This is a genomic window from Phyllobacterium sp. 01N428 (assembly GCF_056399405.1).
Map to the genome: position 1 here is coordinate 1,392,066 of NZ_JBFTRH010000001.1, position 21,523 is coordinate 1,413,588.

A 21,523-nucleotide genomic window follows, 5' to 3' on the forward strand; every position below is an offset into this window, starting at 1 on the left:
GAAAAAATTCATATATAGGAAAATAGTCCTTGACTGCGTAACGGTCGTCCTGTAGGTTCTGGTCATCGTCGGAAATGTGACTTCAGTGCTTCGCAGGGCAGCACCGCCCTGCGATCGTTGACGGTTCGCAAAGCGCATCCTCTCAGGACATTCATGGCCTCTTCCTCGTCCGTCATGCGGCGGCGGAGCGCAGTTGCGCTCTGCCGTGACTATGGCATTTCATCAGCCGAGATCGCACCGTTGTTCGGGGAGGACGAAGCGCAGTTCCTGCGGGCCCTGAAGCGCCACGGGTTGTCCGGCGGAGGGGTCGAACAAAAGAGCCGGCAATTGCGGCTCGCCGAGAAGATCATGAACCTCTTGCAAAAAGAGGTGGAAGCGCTGTCTGCGCTTGAGGACGACAGCCTCAGCAAGACCAAACTCGACACGCTGGCGTTGCTTACCCGCACCATCGAAAAGGTGGGCGATCTCCAGGAACGATTTGCGGCCGTAAGGCTCGAAGCCGTTGGCGGCCTCAGCACGGACGAATTGCGCGACGTCCTGACGCGCATTGACGAGAGGATCGATGAACTTGCGGAAATGCGGGCAAGAGAATTGGTCCAGATCCAATTTGAACGAACGGGAGTCGAGAGCGGCGGTCCGGGAATGGATGATCCAGGGGCGCAATGCACAACAGCCGCCACGCGGTGAATGGCGCGCTTGGCTGATATTTGGCGGGCGCGGCTCCGGCAAGACGCGGATGGGCGCGGAATGGGTAAACGGCATGGTTCACGCACTTCCTCCCTTTTCCGCGGTCAAATCCAGCAATATCGCACTTGTCGGCGAAACGCTTGCCGACGTGCGCGAAATCATGATCGACGGACCTTCGGGCATCATGGCAGTGTCCCGCACCGAGCGTCCGCGCTTCGAAGCGAGCCGCCGCCGGCTTCTCTGGGCTAATGGCGCGACGGCCTCGATGTTCTCCTCGGAGGATCCGGACAGCCTGCGCGGCCCGCAATTCGACGCCGCCTGGTGCGATGAACTGGCGAAATGGCGCAATCTGCAGGAGACCTGGGACATGCTGCAATTCGGACTGCGGCTCGGCACGAAGCCGCGTCAGGTTATTACGACGACGCCGCGTCCGTTGCCGCTCCTGAAAGCCATGATCGCCGATCCGGCAATTCCGGTCTGGCGCATGCGAACCGAAGAGAATGCGGCGAACCTCGCTCCCGGGTTTATCGACCATGTCAGCGAACTCTATGGAGGAACGCGTCTCGGCCGACAGGAACTCGATGGCGAACTGATCGAGGACAACCCCGACGCCCTGTGGTCGCGCCCATTGCTGGAGAAGATCTATTGTCCTGATGTGCCAGACCTGAAGCGCATCGTTGTGGCTATCGATCCGCCGGCAAGCGCCAACAAGAAGTCGGACGCATGCGGGATCGTCGCCGCAGGCTTCGATGGCGCCGGCATCGCCTGGGTACTGGCCGATGCCAGTCTTGCGCCGGCCAAGCCGCACGAGTGGGCGAGGCGGGCAATTGCACTCTTTCACCGCCTTGAAGCGGACCTCATCATCGCCGAGGTCAATCAGGGTGGCGATATGGTCGCGGCGGTTATCGCCGCCGAGGATGCGGCGGTGCCGGTGCGTTCCGTACGGGCCAATCGCGGCAAGGCTTTGCGCGCCGAACCGATCGCCGCGCTCTACGAACAGGGCAGGGTGCGTCACGCCGGGCGGTTCCGGCAATTGGAGGACGAGATGTGCGATTTCACCGCCTCCGGTCTATCGAGCGGCCGTTCGCCCGATCGTGTGGACGCCCTGGTCTGGGCGCTGGGCGATCTGTTCCGTCGCCGCGACGGCAGTCCGCGCGTCCGCGTCGTGGCCTAACGGCGACTGGGTCAATTCCATCCGTCAGACGGAGAGCAATAGTCAAATGGCAATTCAATGGCCGTGGCGCCGGGGCGCCGCGAACGAGAACCCGCAACTCCAGCGTAAATCCGCGCCGGGCCTGGTGGCACTGCAGCTCGAGCGCGAAGCGCGTTGGTCGCAGAGCGGCTATTGCGGGCTGTCGCGGCAAGGCTTCATGCGCAACGCTGTCGTCTATCGCTGCGTACGCCATCTCGCCGAAGCTGCAAGTTCGATCCCCTGGCTGCTCTATGAAGGAGATGCTGAAGACAGCCGCCACCCCGCCCTCCAGCTTCTCGCCGATCCGCATCGCGGGATGGATGGCTCGAGCTTTTTCGAAGAGCTCTATGGTCACCTCCTTCTGTCGGGCAATGCCTATGTGGAGCGGGTGGAGAGCGGCAGCGGCGCAAGTGAACTCTATCTTCTCAGACCCGACCGCGTGCGTATCGTCGCGGACGATCGCGGCTGGCCGACCGCGCTCACCTATGGTGCCGGCATGCAGAAACGGACGGTGCCGCTCGGCGAAGGCCGCAGCCTGCATTTGAAGCTGTTTCACCCGCTTGACGATCATTACGGCTTTGCGCCGCTCGAAGCGGCGTCGATGGCGCTCGACATCCACAATGCTTCAGCGACCTGGAACAAGGCGCTGCTGGACAACTCGGCGTGCCCGTCAGGCGCTCTCGTCTATGCGCCCGGCGAAACGAGCCACCTTAGCGAAGAGCAGTTCGACCGGCTGAAGGCCGAGCTTGAAGAAGGTTATACGGGCGCCGCCAAGGCGGGGCGTCCGCTCCTGCTTGAGGGCGGGCTCGACTGGAAATCGATGGGTCTGTCACCGCGCGACATGGACTTTGTCGCCGCCAAGAATACGGCAAGCCGCGACATAGCGCTCGCCTTCGGCATCCCGCCGATGTTGCTGGGCATTCCGGGCGACAACACCTACGCCAATTATGCGGAAGCCAATCGCGCTTTCTATCGCCTCAGCGTTATCCCGCTGGCGGTGCGAACGGCAAAGGCTTTCAGCAATTGGCTCAGGCCCGCCTATGGCGGCAAATTCAGGCTCGAACCTGATCTCGACCGCGTCGACGGATTGGCGCAGGAGCGCGACGCCCTCTGGCAGCGCATCGCCGCGGCGCCGTTCCTCAGCGATGAGGAGAAGCGCGAGGCTGTCGGCTACACGCAGAAAACTTCAGGAGATTGACGATGACACATTGGTCGGACGCCGCCTGGATACTCGCGGCGAAAGCGGTCGGCGCCGTGGCAGGATCGGCTGTTTCGCTTGCCTACATGTTGCCGAAGGACAAGAGCGAAGCGGCGATCCGCTTTATCGTCGGGATTGTCTGCGGGCTCGCTTTCGGCGGTGCTGCAGGCGTCAAGATCGCGGTGGAACTCGATATTCGCGGGCAGCTCGGCGACGGCGAACTGATGCTGATGGGTGCAACGGCCGCAAGTCTCGCGGCCTGGACGGCGCTCGGCTTGTTTGCGCGGCTTGCGGCCCGCACGGGTGAATCGAAAACTCCGCATTGTCACGCAAGCAATGGAACAAAAAGGATATCGCGGATGCGCGCTAAGGCGATATCTCCAGTGATCGAGAAGAAATTTGCCGGGCTTTCCATCGAAAAGGTTACCCCTGATGGCAGCTTCTCCGGTTACGCCAGCCTCTTTGGCGAGGTCGACCTCGGCAAGGACGCCATAGAACCCGGCGCCTTTGCCAAATCGGTACGCGAACGCGGCGCGCTGGGCATCCGCATGCTCTGGCAGCACGATCCCAACCAGCCGATTGGGGTATGGACCGAGATAAGGGAAGACAACCGCGGTCTCTATGTCGAGGGCCGGCTGACCAAGGGAGTCGCCCGTGCCGGGGAAATCCTCGAACTGATGCGAACGGGGGCGATCGATGGCCTTTCGATCGGATTTCGAACGGTACGCGCCAGATCCGGCAGGGCCGGCATTCGCCATATCCAGGAAGCCGACCTCTGGGAGATCTCGGTGGTGACATTCCCGATGCTGCCATCGGCCCGCGTCGGGCAGGTGAAGAGCCTCGCCCGGCAGGCTCATACCGAAGCGGAGCGCCTCTCGGCCAAGCTTCGTGCCGCTGCCAGATACATCAGAGCCGCAACGCCATTTCAATGACCAAAGGAAAAACGATGACGCAACAGACATCAATGCCTGATCTTGAGACAAAAAACGCGAGCAGTGTGGACGATTCCTTCGATGCGTTCATGCGCTCGTTCGACGAGTATAAAAGCACCAACGAGTACCGGCTTGCGGAAATCGAGCGCCGGGGCGGCACGGACGTGCTGACGAATGAGAAGCTCGACCGCATCAATGACGCGCTTGACGAGCAAAAGCGGGTCATCGACCACATGCTGCTGAAGCGGGCACGGCCCCACCTCGATGGTGGTTTTGACCCTTTGGTCTCGCTCGAGCACAAGACGGCTTTTGACAATTATGTCCGGCGCGGCGACGAAAGCGGTCTGCGCCCGATCGAAGCCAAGGCGCTGTCGATCGGCTCCGCCACCGATGGTGGCTACCTCGTGCCCCCGGAGATGGAACGCGAAATCGGGACACGGCTGGCCGCAATCTCGCCAATCCGCAACCTTGCATCGGTGCGGCAGGTTTCAAGCTCGCTGCTGAAGAAGCCATTTTCGATCAAGGGGCCGGCGGTAGGCTGGGTTGGCGAAACCGACGCGAGGCCGCAGACCGATGCCTCCAAGCTGGCGGAACTGCAGTTCCCGACCATGGAACTCTACGCCATGCCGGCGGCGACCGCGTCGCTTCTCGACGATGGCGCGGTCGACGTCGAACAGTGGATCTCGGCGGAGGTGGAAACCGCCTTTGCCGAGCAGGAGGGCAAGGCATTCGTCTCCGGCGACGGCGTCAACAAGCCGCGCGGGTTTCTGAACTACGACACGGTGGCGGAAAATGCCTGGGCCTGGGGCAAGATCGGCTTCCTCGCGACTGGCGTCGCAGCGAAGTTTCCGGCGACCGCCGCCTCCGACATTCTTCTCGATACGATCTATTCGATAAAGGCCGGCTATCGCCAGAATGCGAACTGGGTGATGAACCGCAAGACGCAGGCGGAAGTGCGCAAGCTCAAGGATAATGACGGCAACTATCTCTGGGTACCGCCTGCCGCACCGGGCCAGCAGGCGTCGCTGCTCGGCTTTGGTTTGACTGAGGCCGAGGACATGCCGGATATCTCCAGCAGCGGCTTTGCCATCGCCTTTGGCGATTTCGCGCGCGGCTATCTGGTCGTGGATCGCACGGGCGTGCGTGTTCTCCGCGATCCCTACTCAGCCAAGCCCTACGTGCTTTTCTATACGACCAAGCGCGTCGGCGGCGGGGTCCAGGATTTTGCAGCGATCAAACTCCTGAAGTTCGCGGCCTCGTAAGGAAACCGGCGCGGCGGCACTCTTCCCATGCGGAAGAGTGCCGTGTGGCACCAAAGACCGATTCCAATCAGGACACTTCCATGACTCTTGCAATTTTGACGGCGCCGGCGCTCGAGCCGGTGACGCTGGCGGAACTGCGCCAGTTTTTGCGTCTCGACAATGGCAGCGAGGACGCGCTCCTGACGGGTCTGATCAAGGCGGCGCGTGAAACGCTGGAACAGCAGACCGGTCTTGCGCTCGTCGCCCAGACCTGGCGACTTTACGCCGATTGCTGGCCAAGGCATGGCTTGATCAAGATTGCCAAATATCCTCTGCGCTCCATTGTTTCGGTCACAGCATACCAAGACGACGGGACGCCGGTCGCTCTTGCACAAGACTCAATTCACTTAAACGGTTCGACCCGTCCAGCGCGGCTTTACCTTGCTGCACCGAGCCATGCGGCGCTCTCCGGCCTTGAGATCGATTTCGAGGCCGGTTTCGGAGAGGCAGGCACGGACGTCCCCGATGCCTTGCGCCACGCAATCATGACCCTTGTCGCGCACTGGTATGAGTTTCGCGGCGTCTTCCATGCCTCGCAGCAGCCAGTCTCCTATCCGCCAGCCTTCGAGCGGACCGTCGGCCTTTGGCGCAGGATATCCCTTTGATGCCGACGCTGTTCATCGATCCTGGACGATTGTCGCAGGAACTGTCGTTGGAGGAGCCCCGGTACGACACGGATGATACCGGCAGCCTTCTCGTCGCCTGGACCGAAATCGGCACGCTCTGGGCTCAGGTCGAGCCAATAGACGCAGGGGTACGCTGGCTGGGCGAACAGGCGCTGCCCGAGGCGACGCATCGCATAACCCTGCGTATGCGCCGCGATATCACTAGCGCCATGCGCCTGCGCAAAGGCAACCGCATTTTCCAGATTCTGACACTGCACGATCCGGATGAGAGCGGCCGCTATCTTGTCTGCCGCGTGCGCGAGGAGGTCCAATGAAAATTACGATGGAACTGACGGTCGCCGATCTCATAAGGACCCTGCGCTGGCAAGCTATCGCTTTATCCGAGAAGGAGATCGCAGCACCGAAGCCTGAGATACCGGTGCGCGTCTCAGGCCAGCCCAAGCCGGAGCCGAAGCGATGACGAGCGCCGGACTGGAACTCCAGAAGGCGGTTCTAGCACTCTTGAAGTCAGATGCGTCGCTGAAAAGCTTGATCGATACCCGTGTCTGCGACCGCGTGCCGGCGCAGGCGGAATTTCCCTATGTGACCCTCGGCGCCTCGACGACTTACGACTGGAGCACGGCGAGCGAGCGTGGCAGCGAACATCTCTTCACGCTGAATGTCTGGGATCGCGCGAACGGCCGCACATCCGTGATGCAGATCATGCATGCAATCGATCGGCTTTTGACCGGGACGCAACTGACGCTCACCGGCCACCGGCTGATCAACCTGATTCCGCAATCGTCGCTGGCGCGGCCCGAAGACAATCGAGACGGCTATCTCGGTGTGCTCCGTTACCGCGCCGTCACCGAAGAACAGCCATAGGAAAGGACACGAGATGGGTGCCCAAAGAGGCAAAGACATTCTGTTGAAGATCGCCAATGCCGCCGGCAGCTATATGACCGTCGCCGGCATGCGCTCCAAGCGCATCGCCTTCAACGCCGAAGCCGTAGACGTGACGGATGCCGACGCCATCGGCCGCTGGCGCGAACTGCTCGGCGGAAGCGGTGTGCAGCGCGCCTCGATCGGCGGCTCTGGACTGTTCAAGGATGCACAATCCGACGCGCTCATCCGCCAGGCCTTCTTCGACGGCAGCATCGCCAATTGGCAGGTCGTCCTGCCGGATTTCGGCATCCTGCGCGGATTGTTCCAGATCATGGCGCTCGAATATGGCGGCGCGCATGACGGCGAGGTGACCTTCGAAATCGCGCTGGAATCCGCGGGTCCTGTAGAATTCACGGAGGCGGCCCATGCCTAATCGCCGCCGTGGTGAGATCAGCGCCAATCTCGACGGACGCGACTTTACGCTTTGCCTGACGCTTGGCGCCCTTGCCGAGCTCGAGGACGCCTACGGGGCGGAGGATCTTGGCGCATTGCTGAGACGCTTCGCCGGCGGCGCGCTTTCTGCGGGCGATCTCATAAAGATCATCGCTGCTGGACTTAGAGGCGGCGGGAACGATGTAGGGCCAGAGGCAGTGGCTCTGATGCGCACGGAGGGCGCAGCCGCCGGCTTTGCAACCATCGTGAGCGAACTCCTGAGCGCGACCTTCGGTGATTCAAAATCGGAGCAAGCGCCGCCAAACCCTTGAAAGCCGCAGCAGATCAGCCGGTCGACGCCTTTCCATGGGACGCCATCATGAAGGCGGGATTGGGCCTGCTGCGGCTCGCGCCATCGGCGTTCTGGGCCATGACCTTGCGCGAACTCAACGCCGCCTTCGCGCGGCCGCGTGCGCTCCTGGCACCTACACGATCCGAAATTGAACAACTTATGCGCAGGTTTCCCGATGATGTGGAGCAATGAATGACCACCGAAGAATTTGCCGTGCCGCTGAAAATTACGGCCGATGCGAGGTCCGTTGAAAATGTTCTCACCAACCTTGAAGCGAGGTCGAAGCAATTCGGCCGCACCATAAGCGACGTGCTGAAGGGTGCGGCCGTCAGCGGCAGGAGTTTTGAGGATGTCTTGCGCAACCTCGGAATGAGCCTTGCCAACATGGCCCTCGGCGCCGGTCTTGCACCCTTGCAGAAAATGGCGTCCGGCTGGTTTGAAGGGCTGTTCAACGGTCTGCAGGGGGCAAAGCCGCATGCGAAGGGCGGCGTGGTCAACAGTCCTACTTACTTCAACGATGGCGGTGCATTGGGATTGATGGGCGAAGCCGGCGCCGAGGCGATCATGCCGCTGGCGCGCGGCGCCGACGGCAAGCTTGGCGTCGTATCCCAGGGTGGCGGCGCACCGGTGCACGTTACTTTCAATGTGACGACGCCGGATGCCGCCTCATTCCGCAAATCGGAAGCGCAGATGACCGGCATGCTGGCGCGTGCGGTTCAACGCGGGGCGCGAACCCTTTAAAGGCGATCAACCATGACTGGTTTCCATGACGTGCGTTTCCCAACCGGCGTGTCGTTCGGCGCGACGGGCGGTCCCGAATGGCGCAATGAGATCGTTCCGCTGACCTCCGGTTTCGAACAGCGCAATGCGCGCTGGGCCCAATCGCGGCGTCACTATGATGCGGGCACCGGCATTCGGTCGCTCGCCGATCTTGAAAGCGTAATGACATTTTTCGAGGCGCGCCGCGGCTCGCTTTACGCTTTCCGGTTCCGCGATCCTTTCGATCATTTGTCGTGCAAGGCTGGACAGTCGGTTTCGCCTGCCGATCAGTGGCTTGGGCATGGCGATGGCGTTAACGCTATATTTCAGTTGACCAAGCGGTACGGTGAATATGTGAGGCCTATCACCAGGCCAGAGCCCGGCAGCGTGCGCATGGCGGTCAATGGGGTAGAGCGAAGTAGCGGCGATTTCGCCGTCGATACCATGAGCGGACGCGTCAGTTTCCAGCAGGGAAAGGTTCCGCCTGCCGGAGCAAGCATCACCGCCGGTTTCAGCTTCGACGTGCCGGCCCGCTTCGATACGGATCGGCTGGCGATTAGCCTGAAATCATTCAAGGCGGGCGAAATTCCATCCATACCGATCATTGAGGTGAAGGCATGACGCAGATTTCGCCATTGCTGGAATCACATCTTGCAGGTGAGGTTACAACCCATTGTTTCTGCTGGATTATCCGCCGACGTGACGCAGCAGTCTTCGGCTTTACAGATCACGACCGGAAACTCTCCGTCGCCGGCGTTGCCTGCGAGCCCCAGACGGGACTCAGCGGCAGCGAGGCAACGACCTCATTGGGGCTCAGCGTCGACAGCGCGGACGTGGAGGGCGCGCTTTCGTCTCTGAGCATCGCCGATGCGGACATCGAACGCGGGGCATTCGATCTGGCGGTGGTAGAAACCTGGCTCGTCAACTGGAGCGCTCCCGACCAGCGCACCCTTCTGCGAAGTTCTCGAATTGGCGCGATTACCCGCTCCGGCGGGCGTTTTGTGGCGGAACTGAAAAGCAGCGCCGCCGACCTCGATAAGATCAGCGGCAGGCGCGTCACGCGTCGATGCGACGCCCAACTCGGAGACCGTCGTTGCGGCTACGGTGCGGCTAAACAGGCCGGCGTGGTCATCCAGATTTTATCCGATCGCGAAATCGTGGTCTCGGGTTTGCAGCCGCCAACCGGCCAGTGGTTTGACAATGGAGCGCTCACATGGATGAACGGCACGCCAAATGTTGTTCTAAGCAGCGGGCAATATGGCGGCGGAATACGGCTCGGCCTGCGCGACGCGCAATTTCCGGATCCGAAGGTCGGCGACCGTTTCGAACTTTTGCCGGGATGCGACAAGAGTTTTGCCCAATGCAAGGCGAAGTTTGGCAACAGCGCCAACTTTCGCGGCTTCCCGCATCTGCCGGGCAACGATGCCGCCTACAATTACGCCGACGGCAAGGGCAATTTTGATGGCGGGCCGTTGGTACCATGACCGCTGCTGACCTTGCTGTTGCCGAAGCGCGCCGCTGGATCGGCACGCCCTATCGCCATGCAGGATCACGTTGCCAGGTCGGGTGTGACTGCCTCGGCCTCGTTCGCGGCATCTGGCGTGCGCTATATGGCGGCGAGCCGCAACAGATCCCGCCCTATTCGGCGGATTGGGCAGAGGCGGGCTTCGGCGATCCGCTGCTTGAGGCCGCGCAGCGGCACATGATCGAAAAGCCGCCTTGCGAAGCAGGCACCGGCGATCTGCTGGTTTTTCGCTGGCGCGACAATGTCGCAGCGAAACATCTCGGTATCCTGTCCAGTCCGGAGCGCTTCATCCACGCCTATGAAGGACACGCGGTACTCGAATCGGCGCTTGTGCCGCAATGGCGCCGCCGGGTTGCCGGCGCCTTCGCATTTCCTGAACCGGCAGAAGATTGCTGAAAGATCTAATAAAATGGCAACAATTGTTCTGACAACTGCGGCGGGATGGCTGCTCGGCCAGGGTACGGTGGCAGCGGCAATCGGGACCGCGGCCGCCTCGCTCGGTGGCTATCTCATCGATCAGGCCCTGTTTGGTGAGCGCGTCGAGACGGGCCGGATGTCGTCGATGCGGCCGACCGTTGCAGAAGAAGGTGCCGGGCTGCCGCGCCTCTACGGAACCGCGCGTCTGCCCGGCACGCTGATCTGGGCGACGCGTTTCGAAGAGGTCAAAAGCGATCGGCGCGGCTCCAAGGGCGGGCCGAAAGTCACGGAATATTCCTATTTCGCCAATTTTGCCATCGCTGTGGCCAATGGCGAGATCAGTCTGATCCGCCGCATGTGGGCCGACGGCAAGGAATTCGACCAGACGAAATGCACGATGCGGGTCTATAAGGGCAGCGAGACCCAACCGCCCGATCCCTTGATCGAAGCCAAGCAGGGAGCCGGCAATGCCCCCGCCTATCGTGGCACGGCCTATGTGGTCTTCGAGCGCATGCCTGTCGATGAGTTTGGCGGGCGTATTCCGCAATTCCAGTTTGAGGTGGTGCGCGCCGTTGGTGCTGCCGCTCGTGATCTGCCGGCGGCCGCCTTGATACCTGGCGCGACCGAGTTCGGATTGTCGCCGCAACTTGTGACTGATGAGCCGAGCAAGGGCGAGACGCGATCGCTCAATCGCAATTGCCTGCGCGCGCAGAGCGACTGGCAGGCCTCGATGGACGAGTTACAGGCGCTTTGCCCCTCGCTGAGGCATGTCGCGATCGTGGTGCCGTGGTTCGGCACGGACCTGCGCGCCGGTGAGTGCCGGATCAAGCCGGGCGTGATGGAGCGAAAGGCGCGTGGTGAGAGCAAACCCTGGGGCGCCGGCGGCATCGCCCGTTCCGGCGCTCATTTGATCTCGCGGACCGCAGAGGGCGCGGCCTACGGCGGCACGCCGTCCGATGCGAGCGTGATCGCCGCGATCATGGATGCGAAGGCGAGGGGGCTCGGGGTCACGCTCTACCCCTTCATCATGCTTGATATTCCAAACAGTAACCAGCTGCCCGATCCCTACGGGGGCAGCCGTCAAGCGACCTTTCCGTGGCGGGGCCGCATAACCTGCCACCCGGCGCCGTTGCGGCCCGCCAGCGCCAATCGGACGGCCAACGCGGCGGCTCAGATCGCGGCATTTCTCGGCAAGGCAAAAGACTTCAGCGTCAAGAAGGGGCAGGTCGAGTTCAAGGGAGATACCGACGATTGGGGGTATCGCCGCATGATATTGCACATGGCGCATCTCGCTCAACTGGCGGGCGGCGTCGACGCCTTCCTCATCGGCTCGGAGTTGTGCGGACTGACCATCGTCAGGGACCAGTCGAACGGCTTTCCGTTTGTCGACGGGCTGCGCCAACTCGCTTCCGATGTCCGTAAGGTGGTCGGCGCCGGCTGCAAACTGACCTATGCCGCCGACTGGACCGAGTATTTCGGCCACCATCCGCAGGACGGGTCCGGCGATGTCTATTTTCATCTCGACCCTCTTTGGGCGCATCCCGACATCAATGCCGTTGGCATAGATAACTATATGCCACTCAGCGATTGGCGCGACGAGGACTATAGCGTGCCAGGGCCGGACGGTTTCGCGGCACCTTACGACGTCGCCGCCCTGCGATCGCAGATTGCTTCCGGTGAAGGGTTTGATTGGTACTACGCATCCAGCGCCGACCGGACGACGCGAAAGCGGACGCCGATCACCGATGGGCGAGGCAAGCCATGGATCTACCGCTACAAGGACATTCCGAGCTGGTGGCAGAACCTGCATTTCAACCGCATCAGTGGGGTTGAGAGCGCCACTCCGACCGCTTGGCGGCCGATGATGAAGCCGGTCTGGCTTACGGAGCTTGGATGTCCGGCGGCCGACAAGGGGCCGAACCAGCCGAATGTCTTTCCGGACATGAAATCCTCAGAGGGCGCGTTTCCATATTTCTCGGACCAAGGGCGCAATGATCTTGCCCAGAACCGCTATTTGCGCGCGCACTTCAGTCATTGGATTGCGGGCGGCGGTGGCCAGATGCTGGACAAGGAGCGCCTCTATGTCTGGGCCTGGGACACGCGGCCGTTTCCGGAATTCCCGCTCAATCGCAAGCTGTGGGCCGACGGAGGCAACTGGACCACCGGTCACTGGTTGAACGGACGGCTCTCCGGCGTGGCGCTGGACGAACTCCTTTCAGCGATCCTCAGCGATTTTGGGGCGACAAATTTCGACACAAGCGCCGTCGACGGCTTCGTCAGTGGCTACGTCATTGATGAGCCCACAAGCGTGCGGGCGGCGATCGAGCCGTTGTTGACGCTTTTTGGAATCGACGCCTTCGAGGATGGCGGGCGGCTTATCTTCAGAAGCAGTTCGCGGCTCAGCGGCGAGGCGGCTCTGATCGACGAGATAGTGGAACAGGAGGATTCCGGCCCGGTCAAATGGCGGTTGGACGAGTTGATGGACCAGCCGTCACGCGTCGAAATTGCCTATCGCGATCCCTTGCTCGACTTTCAGGGAGCAGTGGCCTTCGCCGAACGGCCCGATGGCAAAGGCACGGAAAACCTCACCCTTGCTGGAATGATCGATGAAGGACAGGCCGTTTCGCTGGCCGAGGAGCGGCTGCAAGCGCGCCGCGCCGCACGCCGTTCGCTCGTATGCGAACTCCCTTGGAAACACGCGGCGCTGAAACCCGGCGACAAGATCAGGTTCCCCGGCGAGAATGCCGCATCGGTTTTCGTGGTCACCTCCATCGAGGATGGCGGAACACGCCGCGTTGCCGCGAGGGCGATGTCGCGCCACGTCCACTACCCCGCCAAGGCAGACCTTCCTGCGGCCACCGTTGCCGGTAGCGTCATGATCGTCGGGAAGCCGCATTTCGAACTCATCGATCTGCCGATGTGGCCTGGGATCGAAAAGCCTGCGGACCAATTCCGGATTGCGGCTCTCGCCAAACCCTGGCGTGGGGTCAGCGCCTTCGCTTCACCGGAAATGTCGGGCTTCGAAGTCCGGTCGAAGCTGACAGACCAGGCCATAATGGGCGAACTGACTGTTCCTTTTCCTGGCAGTGGCGCAAGCGGACGGCTCATTTACGGCCAGTTTCTCGAAGTTCATCTCCACTCCAGCGAACTGCGGTCAATTTCCCTTTCGCAAATGCTCAACGGCGGCAACACTGCTTTGCTGGCGACCGCAGACGGCGGCCATTGGGAAATGCTGCAGTTTCAGAGCGCCGAAGAGGTTGAGAGCGATCGCTGGCGGCTGTCCGGGCTGTTGCGTGGGCAGTGCGGAACAGAGCGGGAAGCGCGTGAGGCAAGGCCGGCGGATACGACATTGATCCTTCTCGACCGTGCCGTCGCGCCGATCGGACTGAAACCGCAGGAGGCGGGGCTTACCCTGAATTGGCGCATCGGAGCGTCCGGCGAGGACTTTACCGACCAATTCTATACGACCGTCGCGGCGACGGCTGGTCTGCGCGCTCTGCAACCGCTTGAGCCGGTGCACTTGCAAGCAAGCCTTGAGGCCAATGGCGAATTGCGGTTCCGCTGGATCAGGCGCGGCCGAATCGATGCAGACAGTTGGCTGGCCGCCGACATACCACTCGGCGAGGAACGAGAGGCCTACCGCATCGAGATTCGCCTTGGCGAGCGCGTGGTGCGTTCCGCGGAGGTTGCTGGTCCGAGCTGGCTCTATGGCTTGCCGCAGCGCCGGGACGACTTGGGCAATCCTGATGCAGACTTTGATTTCTACGTCGCGATGATTTCGGCCGTCACGGGACCCAGCCGGCAGGCTCATTTGGCAATTCGCCATAACCTATTGAAATAAAGCCATTTTTAAAAGGGATTTGATTATGACCAATGAAAAACCCTGGTACCTTTCGAAGACGATCTGGGCATCGATCGTTACGGTTTTGCTATCCTGCTCGGGCTTCTTCAACATTTCCGTTGACCATATCCAACCGGCCGAGTTCACCGAGACCATCGTACAGTTCATGACCGCGCTCAGCGGAATCGCAGCGCTATTTGGCCGCATAAGTGCGACGTCGCTCATTTCACGTAAAGAAATATAGTGTTAAAAGGCGTGACGTAGTGGCAATCCTGCCCTTTGCATCCCAACTGTTCATGCATCGTTCAGACACCAAGCGATACTAATAACGCCATGATGAAACACCTGATTTTCTCCCTGCCCCTTGCGGGCCTTATATCGGTCGCTGGCGTCCTTGGGGCCGGCAGCGCCCAAGCCGCGGATTGTTCGTCTGTCGGCCAACAGGTCGCTGACTCGCAAGGCGGCACCCTTGCGCGCGCCACGTCCGTTGTGCAGAACGGCAAGGAAGTTTGCGTGGTCGTGGTGCTCATTCCGGGCCGGGATGGCGAACGGCCACGCCGCGTCGAAGTGGCCGTACCGGCAAACTGAGTTTGCGCTTGGGAAACAATGGATGAGAATACTCGTCGTCGAAGATGATCGTGACCTCAATCGCCAATTGGTCGAAGCGCTGACCGAGGCCGGCTATGTGGTCGACAAGGCTTTTGACGGCGAGGAGGGGCACTTCCTGGGGGATACGGAGCCCTATGATGCGGTAGTGCTGGATATCGGTCTGCCGCAGATGGATGGCCTGACGGTTCTAGAAAAGTGGCGGCGGGACAACCGCAGCATGCCGGTCCTGTTGCTCACGGCGCGCGATCGCTGGAGCGACAAGGTTGCCGGCATCGACGCCGGGGCGGACGATTATGTGGCGAAGCCCTTTCACATCGAGGAAGTTCTGGCGCGCCTGCGTGCCCTTATCCGCCGCGCAGCAGGACATGCTTCGTCAGAGATCACATGCGGACCGTTGCGGCTCGACACAAAGACATCGAAAGCCACGGTCAACGGCACGCCGCTGAAGTTGACCTCGCACGAGTTTCGCCTTCTATCCTACCTGATGCATCATATGGACGAAGTGGTCTCGCGCACCGAACTCGTCGAGCATCTTTACGACCAGGATTTTGACCGCGATTCCAACACGATCGAAGTCTTTGTTGGACGTCTGCGCAAGAAGATGGGCATGGATCTGATCGAAACGATCCGCGGCATGGGTTACCGGATCAAATCGCAGGACAGCAAGTCCTGATTGTGTCCCGCCTGCCGGCTGCCGACCACCTTTCGATCACCACAAGGACAAAGGGCGACGCGTGAACATCCGCCTGAGCAGCTATCTTCCCAGCCTGCGTTCGCTTTCCCTGCGCGTCATCACCCTGTCGACGCTCTGGACCATCATTTCGTTTTTCGCGATCGCCACGATCATCTCGGCGCTCTATGGCGAGGCGCGCCTGCAAAGCTTCAAGCAATTGCTTTCGGCCCATCTCTTCAGCGTCATCGCGTCGGTCAGCGTCAATGACGGCGCACTTGCAGGCCGTCCCGATCCTGGAGAAGTGCGCTATTCGAGCCCCATGTCGGGCTGGTACTGGTCGGTCGAGCCGGTGGGTGACAATCTCAAGGGCTCGCTCCGCTCCATTTCGCTTGGCGACAAGAGCATCGACTCTCCGTCCACCCTCCTCGTTCCCTTCGACACCTCGTTCCAGCGCTCATACACGGAAGAAGGACCAAATGGGCAGCAGCTCTCTGTTGTTGAAACGGAAGTCGTCCTCGACGCGGAGAACCGTGTCGCCCGGTTCCGCGTCATGGGCAATCTCAGCGAAGTCGAGGGCGAAATCGCCAATTTTCGCCATACGCTGTATTTTTACCTCGGTATCTTCGGTCTGGGCGGCACGCTGATCAACGCTGCCGTCATACTTTTCGGCCTGAGACCCCTCGACCGTGTACGAAGGAGCCTTACCGACATTCGCGAAGGCAAGGTAACACGCCTCAATGAGAACCTGCCCGATGAGATTGCGCCGCTTGCCCGCGAGATGAATGCGTTGATCGACAACAATCGCCGCATCATGGAACGGTCGCGAACCCAGGTCGGAAATCTCGCCCATTCGCTGAAGACGCCGCTTTCGGTCCTTGTCAATGAAAGCCGCACGATCGGCGGCACCGAGGGGCGCCTCATCGCCGAGCAGAGCGCGGCGATGCAGGTTCAGGTCCAGCACTATCTGCAGCGCGCCCGCGTCGCCGCCCAGCGCGACAGCGTGGTGTTTCGAGCGCCGGTGACACCGATCCTTGAACGGTTGGTGCGCGTAACGGCGAAGCTCAATCCCGACAAGGAAGTGCGCTTCGACAATTACATGGACGATGTCATCTTCGCAGGCGAACAGGAAGACCTTGAAGAAATGGTCGGCAATCTCCTTGAGAATGCCGGCAAATGGGGAAATAGCGTCATCAGGCTTAGGCTCAGCCAGTTAGATGCCGGGTTCGAGATCAGCGTTGATGACGATGGATCGGGGCTTGCCCCCGAACAGATCAAGGATGCCCTGACGCGCGGCAAGCGTCTTGACGAGAGCAAGCCGGGCACCGGTCTTGGGCTTTCCATCGTCCACGACACCGTGCGTGAATATGGCGGCACGCTTCGGCTGGAACGCAGTGCCGATCTTGGCGGCTTGAGCGCCCGTTTGACGCTGCCCGTCGCCGGAACCTGAATGAGGCTTGCAAGACGGCGCTCAATCAGGCCATAAACGATTGCTGCCCATGTATTTGATGTATTTGTAGACGGACAGATGATGAAACTTGAGATTGCCATTTCCCTCCTAGCGGTCGCACTCCTCGCCGGCTGCTCGACGACCTCAGCATCGAAAAGTGGCGGCGGAACGATCAGCGGCCTCACGGGAGGCGCAAAGGCGCCGGCCTCCGGCGTGATTGCAGCCCTCGGCAATGGGCTGGTCGGCAATGCGTCGCTCGATGCCTCCGATCGCAAGCGCGCCCTGCAAGCCGAGTACCAGGCATTGGAATATTCCCCCGCCGGAAAGACGGTCGAATGGAAGAACAGCACTGGCACTCGCTCCGGGGAGGTCGTCGCCGCGCAGCCCTACCAGGTGGGATCGCAAAATTGCCGCCAGTACACGCATACGGTGAGGATAGACGGCACCCCGCAATCAGCGCGCGGGACGGCTTGCCGAAATGAAGACGGCAGCTGGACACCGCTTACATAGCTGCAATCTGATCACATTTTAGTTTTGCGGCGAAATGCCCTATCTGCGAAATCCCTTGGATTTTAGGCGGATGGGAGTCTATGTCTCAACCCATGGTTTTCTGGATATCCGCTGCAATTTTGACCGTGGGCGCAACGTTGCTCGTGCTTCTGCCCTTGACGCGCCGCGTCAAGCCATCGGCATCGGACAGTCAATACGATGTCGAAGTCTACCGGGATCAGCTGCTTGAACTTGACGCGGACGAACAGCGCGGGCTCATCGACCATGTAAGTAGCGAACAGGCGCGGGCCGAAATCGGCCGCCGCCTGCTGAAATCTGCAAAGGCTGTCGAAGCCGACAGGACGAGCGTTCGCCCGCAGAAAAGCGCGTTGCGCGAATGGCTTACGCTCGCAACCGTAATTGCCATTCCTCTGATTTCCTGGGGCATTTATACGAAGACGGGTTCGCCTGATCTTCCGGCGCAGCCGCTGGCCGAGCGTCTGTCGCGCCCGCCGGATCAGAGTACGCCCGCCGAGCTCATAGCGCGCGCCGAGGCCCATCTTACGCTAAACCCGGACGATGGGCAGGGCTGGGAGGTGCTTGCGCCGATCTATCTGCGCATTGGCCGGCCTGCCGATGCGATAACCGCGTTCCAGAACGCAATCCGCCTCAATGGCGACACCGCGACGCGGCAACTGGGCCTCGGGCAGGCGATGACGGCTGCCGCCGACGGCAAGGTCACGCCTGAGGCGGAGGCCGTCTTCAAGCACGCGCTTGAACTCGATCCAAAGGACATGCGTCCGCAATTCTTCATCATTGACGGGTGGATGCAGCAGGGTCGCCTCACGGAAGCGCGCGATCTGATCAGAAAGCTTTTGGTCGAAGCACCCGCGGACGTTCCATGGCGCGATCAGGCGCAGGCGGCGTTGACCAGGTTGGACCAGGAAATCTCGGGCGATGCGCCGGATGTCAGCAATGTCGAAAAGACGGGTCCCGATGCCTCGCAGGTCGAAGCGGCAGCCGGCATGAGCAGCCAGGATCGCGCCGAGATGATCGAAACGATGGTCGCCGGGCTTGCCGAAAAATTGAAACAATCGCCTGATGATGTGGAGGGCTGGGAACGGCTGGTTCGCTCCTACGTGGTTCTCAACCGCCCAAACGATGCGATTGAAGCGCTTGGGCGTGCAAAGTCAGTTCTGAGTGCCGACAAGGTCGCTCAGCTCGATGCGGTTGCCAAGGACCTCGGGCTTGAAGACGAGCCCGGGACGCCGGAGAAGAATTGATGACGCGCAAACAGAAACGGCTTTCGGTGATCGGCGGCGGGCTGCTCGTTCTCGGCGTCGCGGCAGCACTCGTGCTGTTTGCGCTTCAGCAGAAGATCGCCTTCTTTCGCATGCCGTCGGATATTCAGGCAACGGACATGCAGTCGGAATCGCGGTTCCGGCTTGGCGGCCTCGTCGAAAAGGGTACCGTTGTACGCGGTGAGGGTGCGAAAGTAAGTTTCGCCGTCACCGATCACATCAAAAGCGTGCCTGTGACTTTTGAGGGCATTTTGCCGGACCTCTTCCGAGAGGACCAGGGGGTGGTGATCGAGGGCAGGTTCACGCCGGGCGGTGCATTCGTTGCCGATAGCGTCCTCGCCAAGCATGATGAGAACTACATGCCCAAGGAGGTTGCAGACAGTCTGAAAGCCAAGGGTGTCTGGCAAGGGGAGGCAAAGCAGCAATGACAGTGGAACTTGGACATTTCGCGCTGGTACTCGCCCTTGCCTTGTCGATAGTGCAGGCGGTCCTGCCTGTTTTGGGCGCGCGCCGCAACGACGAGCGGATGATGGCGGTCGCAGTTCCCGCGGCCTTCACGGTCTTCGCCCTGATCGCGCTCTCCTTCGTTGCGTTGACGACAGCCTATGTCCTTTCCGATTTCTCGGTGCAGAACGTCTTTGAGAATTCCCATTCGCAAAAGCCGCTGCTCTACAAATTCACCGGCGTATGGGGCAACCATGAAGGCTCCATGCTGCTTTGGGTGCTGATCCTCAGCTTCTTCAGCGCGCTCGTCGCTTTCTTCGGCAATAATTTGCCGCCTGCGCTCAAAGCCAACGTTCTGGGTGTGCAGGCATGGATCGGCAGTGCCTTCCTTCTGTTCATCGTGGCGACGTCCAACCCTTTCGCCCGCATCAATCCTGCGCCGATCGAAGGCCAGGACCTCAATCCGATCCTGCAGGATATCGGCCTCGCCATCCACCCGCCCATGCTTTATCTCGGCTATGTCGGGTTCTCGGTCTGCTTTTCCTTCGCCGTCGCGGCCCTGATCGACGGCCGGATCGACGCCGCCTGGGCGCGCTGGGTGCGCCCATGGGCCTTGACCGCCTGGCTTTTCCTGACTGGCGGCATCGCCATGGGCTCCTACTGGGCCTATTACGAACTTGGCTGGGGCGGCTGGTGGTTCTGGGATCCGGTCGAGAACGCCTCCTTCATGCCGTGGCTCGCGGGAACGGCGCTGCTGCACTCGGCGCTCGTTATGGAGAAGCGCTCGGCGCTGAAAATCTGGACGATACTGCTTGCGATCCTCACATTCTCGCTGTCATTGCTGGGCACATTCCTCGTCCGCTCTGGCGTGCTGACGTCGGTTCACACCTTTGCGACCGATCCCGGACGCGGCCTGTTCATCCTTGCGATCCTTGTGCTCTTCATCGGCGGATCGCTGGCGCTCTTCGCCTGGAGGGCGCAGACGCTGGAACCCGGCGGCCTGTTCCAGCCGATCTCGCGCGAAGGAGCGCTCGTCTTCAACAACCTCTTCCTGACAACGGCAGCGGCAACCGTGCTGATCGGCACCCTTTACCCGCTGCTGCTCGAATCGCTGACCGGCGAGAAGATTTCGGTGGGTGCGCCCTTCTTCAATCTCACCTTCGGCCCGCTGATGCTACCGTTGCTGGCCGCCGTGCCCTTCGGACCGCTCCTTGCCTGGAAGCGCGGAGATATTCTCGCCGTAGCGCAACGATTGATGGCCGCGTTCTTTATCGCGCTCATTGCCGTTGGTCTCGTGCTCTACCAGACATCGGCGTCCGGCGTTCTCGCGGCGTTTGGTATTGGTCTCGCAGTCTGGCTGATGCTTGGCGCGCTCACCGATCTCGTTCTCAAGACCGGTTTCGGCAAGACCTCAGCAAGCACTGCCTTCCAGCGCCTCGTCGGCCTGCCGCGTTCGGTCTTCGGCACGACGCTGGCGCATTTCGGTCTCGGCGTCACGCTGCTCGGCATCGTGGCGGTGTCGACTTTTGCAACGGAAAGCGTTCTCGTGATGAAGCCCGGCGATACCATCGCCGCGGGGGGATATACGTTGCGTTTTGATCGGACCGAGTCCGTGAAATCGTCCAACTACACCGAAGACCAAGGTCACTTTACCGTCCTCAACAGTTCCGGTGCGCAAGTGACGGATCTCCTTTCGTCAAAACGTTTCTTCCCCGTCCGCAAGATGCAGACGACGGAGGCGGGCATCAAGACGTTCTGGTTCAGCCAGCTCTATGTTTCGCTCGGCGATGCGGCCAAGGATGGCGGCGTCGTTGTGAGGGTGTGGTGGAAACCGTTGGTCACTCTGATCTGGCTCGGCGGCGTTGCGATGATGGCTGGCGGCTGTCTCTCGCTGTTCGACAGGCGTCTTCGCATTGGTGCTCCGGCGAAAGCGAAGATATCGAAGGCGCGGGCGACGGCATGAAACGCCTGCTTGTTCTAATTATCCTCGGCATTTCTTTGTGCCTGGCTGGCGCGGCGCAGGCGGTGTCGCCCGACGAAATGTTGAGCAATCCGGCCCTGGAGAAACGTGCGCGTACCATCTCGGCAGAATTGCGCTGCATGGTTTGCCAGAACGAGTCGATCGACGATTCGAACGCCGATCTTGCCAAGGACTTGCGGCTGCTGGTGCGCGAGCGGCTGGTCGCCGGCGATACTGACCAGCAGGTGCTCGACTTTCTTGTCGCGCGCTATGGCGAGTTTGTGCTCCTGAAACCGCGGCTGCAGTTCTCAACGCTCCTGCTTTGGGGCTTTCCCATCGCTGCGCTTGTTGCCGGAGGATTTGCAATTCTCATTTCGATACGGCGGCGCCGCGCTAATCCTACGCAGATCGCGCCGCTTACGGATGGCGAAAAACGCGAGTTGAAAAAGATCTTCGCCGCTCCGAAGGAATAAG

Annotated in this window: 26 protein-coding genes and 1 pseudogene; all 27 read left to right on the forward strand. The window is 61.0% G+C overall.

What is annotated here, in order from left to right; genetic code table 11:
• Positions 1–153: 153 nt before the first annotated feature.
• Positions 154–687, forward strand: coding sequence for a hypothetical protein (locus AC1DNI_RS06795; RefSeq protein ID WP_477691281.1), 534 nt, complete (start codon positions 154–156; stop codon positions 685–687).
• A complete protein-coding gene (locus AC1DNI_RS06800; RefSeq protein WP_477691282.1) occupies positions 647–1,861 on the forward strand; it encodes a DNA-packaging protein in 1,215 nt (404 codons plus the stop codon). The genes AC1DNI_RS06795 and AC1DNI_RS06800 overlap by 41 nt, the downstream gene beginning before the upstream one ends.
• Positions 1,862–1,907: 46 nt before the next feature.
• The gene (locus tag AC1DNI_RS06805; protein ID WP_477691283.1) at positions 1,908–3,077 is read left to right on the forward strand and encodes a phage portal protein; all 1,170 of its coding nucleotides are present in this window, start codon (positions 1,908–1,910) and stop codon (positions 3,075–3,077) included.
• A gap of 2 nt (positions 3,078–3,079) precedes the next feature.
• Positions 3,080–3,376: pseudogene (locus tag AC1DNI_RS06810) on the forward strand (DUF6107 family protein); the annotation flags it as partial.
• Positions 3,377–3,436: 60 nt separating this feature from the next.
• Positions 3,437–4,009 (forward strand): HK97 family phage prohead protease, encoded by a 573-nt coding sequence (locus AC1DNI_RS06815; protein ID WP_477691493.1) that lies wholly within the window; start codon positions 3,437–3,439, stop codon positions 4,007–4,009.
• Between the two features lie 14 nt (positions 4,010–4,023).
• The gene (locus AC1DNI_RS06820; RefSeq protein ID WP_477691284.1) at positions 4,024–5,271 is read left to right on the forward strand and encodes a phage major capsid protein; all 1,248 of its coding nucleotides are present in this window, start codon (positions 4,024–4,026) and stop codon (positions 5,269–5,271) included.
• 80 nt (positions 5,272–5,351) lie between these two features.
• Positions 5,352–5,915, forward strand: coding sequence for a head-tail connector protein (locus AC1DNI_RS06825; RefSeq protein WP_477691285.1), 564 nt, complete (start codon positions 5,352–5,354; stop codon positions 5,913–5,915).
• On the forward strand, positions 5,915–6,250 hold the full coding sequence (locus AC1DNI_RS06830) for a phage head closure protein (protein WP_477691286.1): 336 nt from the start codon (positions 5,915–5,917) through the stop codon (positions 6,248–6,250). Before AC1DNI_RS06825 ends, AC1DNI_RS06830 begins: the two co-directional genes overlap by 1 nt.
• Entirely contained in the window at positions 6,247–6,396 is a 150-nt protein-coding gene (locus AC1DNI_RS06835; protein ID WP_477691287.1) for a hypothetical protein, read from the forward strand. The genes AC1DNI_RS06830 and AC1DNI_RS06835 overlap by 4 nt, the downstream gene beginning before the upstream one ends.
• Positions 6,393–6,800 carry a DUF3168 domain-containing protein gene (locus AC1DNI_RS06840; protein ID WP_477691288.1) on the forward strand — a complete coding sequence of 136 codons (408 nt, stop codon included), beginning with the start codon at positions 6,393–6,395 and terminating at the stop codon, positions 6,798–6,800. The genes AC1DNI_RS06835 and AC1DNI_RS06840 overlap by 4 nt, the downstream gene beginning before the upstream one ends.
• 13 nt (positions 6,801–6,813) lie before the next feature.
• Positions 6,814–7,233 carry a phage major tail protein, TP901-1 family gene (locus tag AC1DNI_RS06845; protein ID WP_477691289.1) on the forward strand — a complete coding sequence of 140 codons (420 nt, stop codon included), beginning with the start codon at positions 6,814–6,816 and terminating at the stop codon, positions 7,231–7,233.
• On the forward strand, positions 7,226–7,564 hold the full coding sequence (locus tag AC1DNI_RS06850; protein ID WP_477691290.1) for a gene transfer agent family protein: 339 nt from the start codon (positions 7,226–7,228) through the stop codon (positions 7,562–7,564). Before AC1DNI_RS06845 ends, AC1DNI_RS06850 begins: the two co-directional genes overlap by 8 nt.
• Positions 7,561–7,776 (forward strand): rcc01693 family protein, encoded by a 216-nt coding sequence (locus tag AC1DNI_RS06855; RefSeq protein ID WP_477691291.1) that lies wholly within the window; start codon positions 7,561–7,563, stop codon positions 7,774–7,776. Before AC1DNI_RS06850 ends, AC1DNI_RS06855 begins: the two co-directional genes overlap by 4 nt.
• Entirely contained in the window at positions 7,777–8,325 is a 549-nt protein-coding gene (locus tag AC1DNI_RS06860; protein WP_477691292.1) for a phage tail tape measure protein, read from the forward strand.
• A gap of 12 nt (positions 8,326–8,337) precedes the next feature.
• Positions 8,338–8,964: a phage distal tail protein, Rcc01695 family gene (locus AC1DNI_RS06865; RefSeq protein ID WP_477691293.1), complete on the forward strand. Its 627-nt coding sequence runs from the start codon at positions 8,338–8,340 to the stop codon at positions 8,962–8,964.
• Positions 8,961–9,827 (forward strand): DUF2163 domain-containing protein, encoded by an 867-nt coding sequence (locus tag AC1DNI_RS06870; protein ID WP_477691294.1) that lies wholly within the window; start codon positions 8,961–8,963, stop codon positions 9,825–9,827. The genes AC1DNI_RS06865 and AC1DNI_RS06870 overlap by 4 nt, the downstream gene beginning before the upstream one ends.
• Entirely contained in the window at positions 9,824–10,264 is a 441-nt protein-coding gene (locus AC1DNI_RS06875) for an NlpC/P60 family protein (RefSeq protein ID WP_477691295.1), read from the forward strand. Before AC1DNI_RS06870 ends, AC1DNI_RS06875 begins: the two co-directional genes overlap by 4 nt.
• A gap of 13 nt (positions 10,265–10,277) precedes the next feature.
• Positions 10,278–14,126, forward strand: a complete 3,849-nt coding sequence (locus AC1DNI_RS06880) for a baseplate multidomain protein megatron (RefSeq protein ID WP_477691296.1) — start codon at positions 10,278–10,280, stop codon at positions 14,124–14,126.
• A gap of 25 nt (positions 14,127–14,151) precedes the next feature.
• Positions 14,152–14,370, forward strand: coding sequence for a hypothetical protein (locus tag AC1DNI_RS06885; protein WP_477691297.1), 219 nt, complete (start codon positions 14,152–14,154; stop codon positions 14,368–14,370).
• A gap of 89 nt (positions 14,371–14,459) precedes the next feature.
• Positions 14,460–14,714 (forward strand): hypothetical protein, encoded by a 255-nt coding sequence (locus AC1DNI_RS06890; protein WP_036813231.1) that lies wholly within the window; start codon positions 14,460–14,462, stop codon positions 14,712–14,714.
• A 22-nt stretch (positions 14,715–14,736) separates the two neighbouring features.
• Positions 14,737–15,408: a response regulator transcription factor gene (locus AC1DNI_RS06895; protein ID WP_477691298.1), complete on the forward strand. Its 672-nt coding sequence runs from the start codon at positions 14,737–14,739 to the stop codon at positions 15,406–15,408.
• Between the two features lie 145 nt (positions 15,409–15,553).
• The gene (locus tag AC1DNI_RS06900; protein ID WP_477691494.1) at positions 15,554–16,855 is read left to right on the forward strand and encodes a sensor histidine kinase; all 1,302 of its coding nucleotides are present in this window, start codon (positions 15,554–15,556) and stop codon (positions 16,853–16,855) included.
• Positions 16,856–16,936: 81 nt separating this feature from the next.
• Positions 16,937–17,365, forward strand: coding sequence for a membrane protein (locus AC1DNI_RS06905; protein ID WP_027229941.1), 429 nt, complete (start codon positions 16,937–16,939; stop codon positions 17,363–17,365).
• Positions 17,366–17,445: 80 nt separating this feature from the next.
• Positions 17,446–18,627, forward strand: a complete 1,182-nt coding sequence (gene ccmI / locus AC1DNI_RS06910; protein ID WP_477691299.1) for a c-type cytochrome biogenesis protein CcmI — start codon at positions 17,446–17,448, stop codon at positions 18,625–18,627.
• A complete protein-coding gene (gene ccmE / locus AC1DNI_RS06915) occupies positions 18,627–19,073 on the forward strand; it encodes a cytochrome c maturation protein CcmE (protein ID WP_027229939.1) in 447 nt (148 codons plus the stop codon). The genes ccmI and ccmE overlap by 1 nt, the downstream gene beginning before the upstream one ends.
• The gene (locus AC1DNI_RS06920; protein WP_477691300.1) at positions 19,070–21,052 is read left to right on the forward strand and encodes a heme lyase CcmF/NrfE family subunit; all 1,983 of its coding nucleotides are present in this window, start codon (positions 19,070–19,072) and stop codon (positions 21,050–21,052) included. The genes ccmE and AC1DNI_RS06920 overlap by 4 nt, the downstream gene beginning before the upstream one ends.
• Positions 21,049–21,522 carry a cytochrome c-type biogenesis protein gene (locus AC1DNI_RS06925; RefSeq protein WP_153667862.1) on the forward strand — a complete coding sequence of 158 codons (474 nt, stop codon included), beginning with the start codon at positions 21,049–21,051 and terminating at the stop codon, positions 21,520–21,522. Before AC1DNI_RS06920 ends, AC1DNI_RS06925 begins: the two co-directional genes overlap by 4 nt.
• Position 21,523 lies beyond the last annotated feature (1 nt).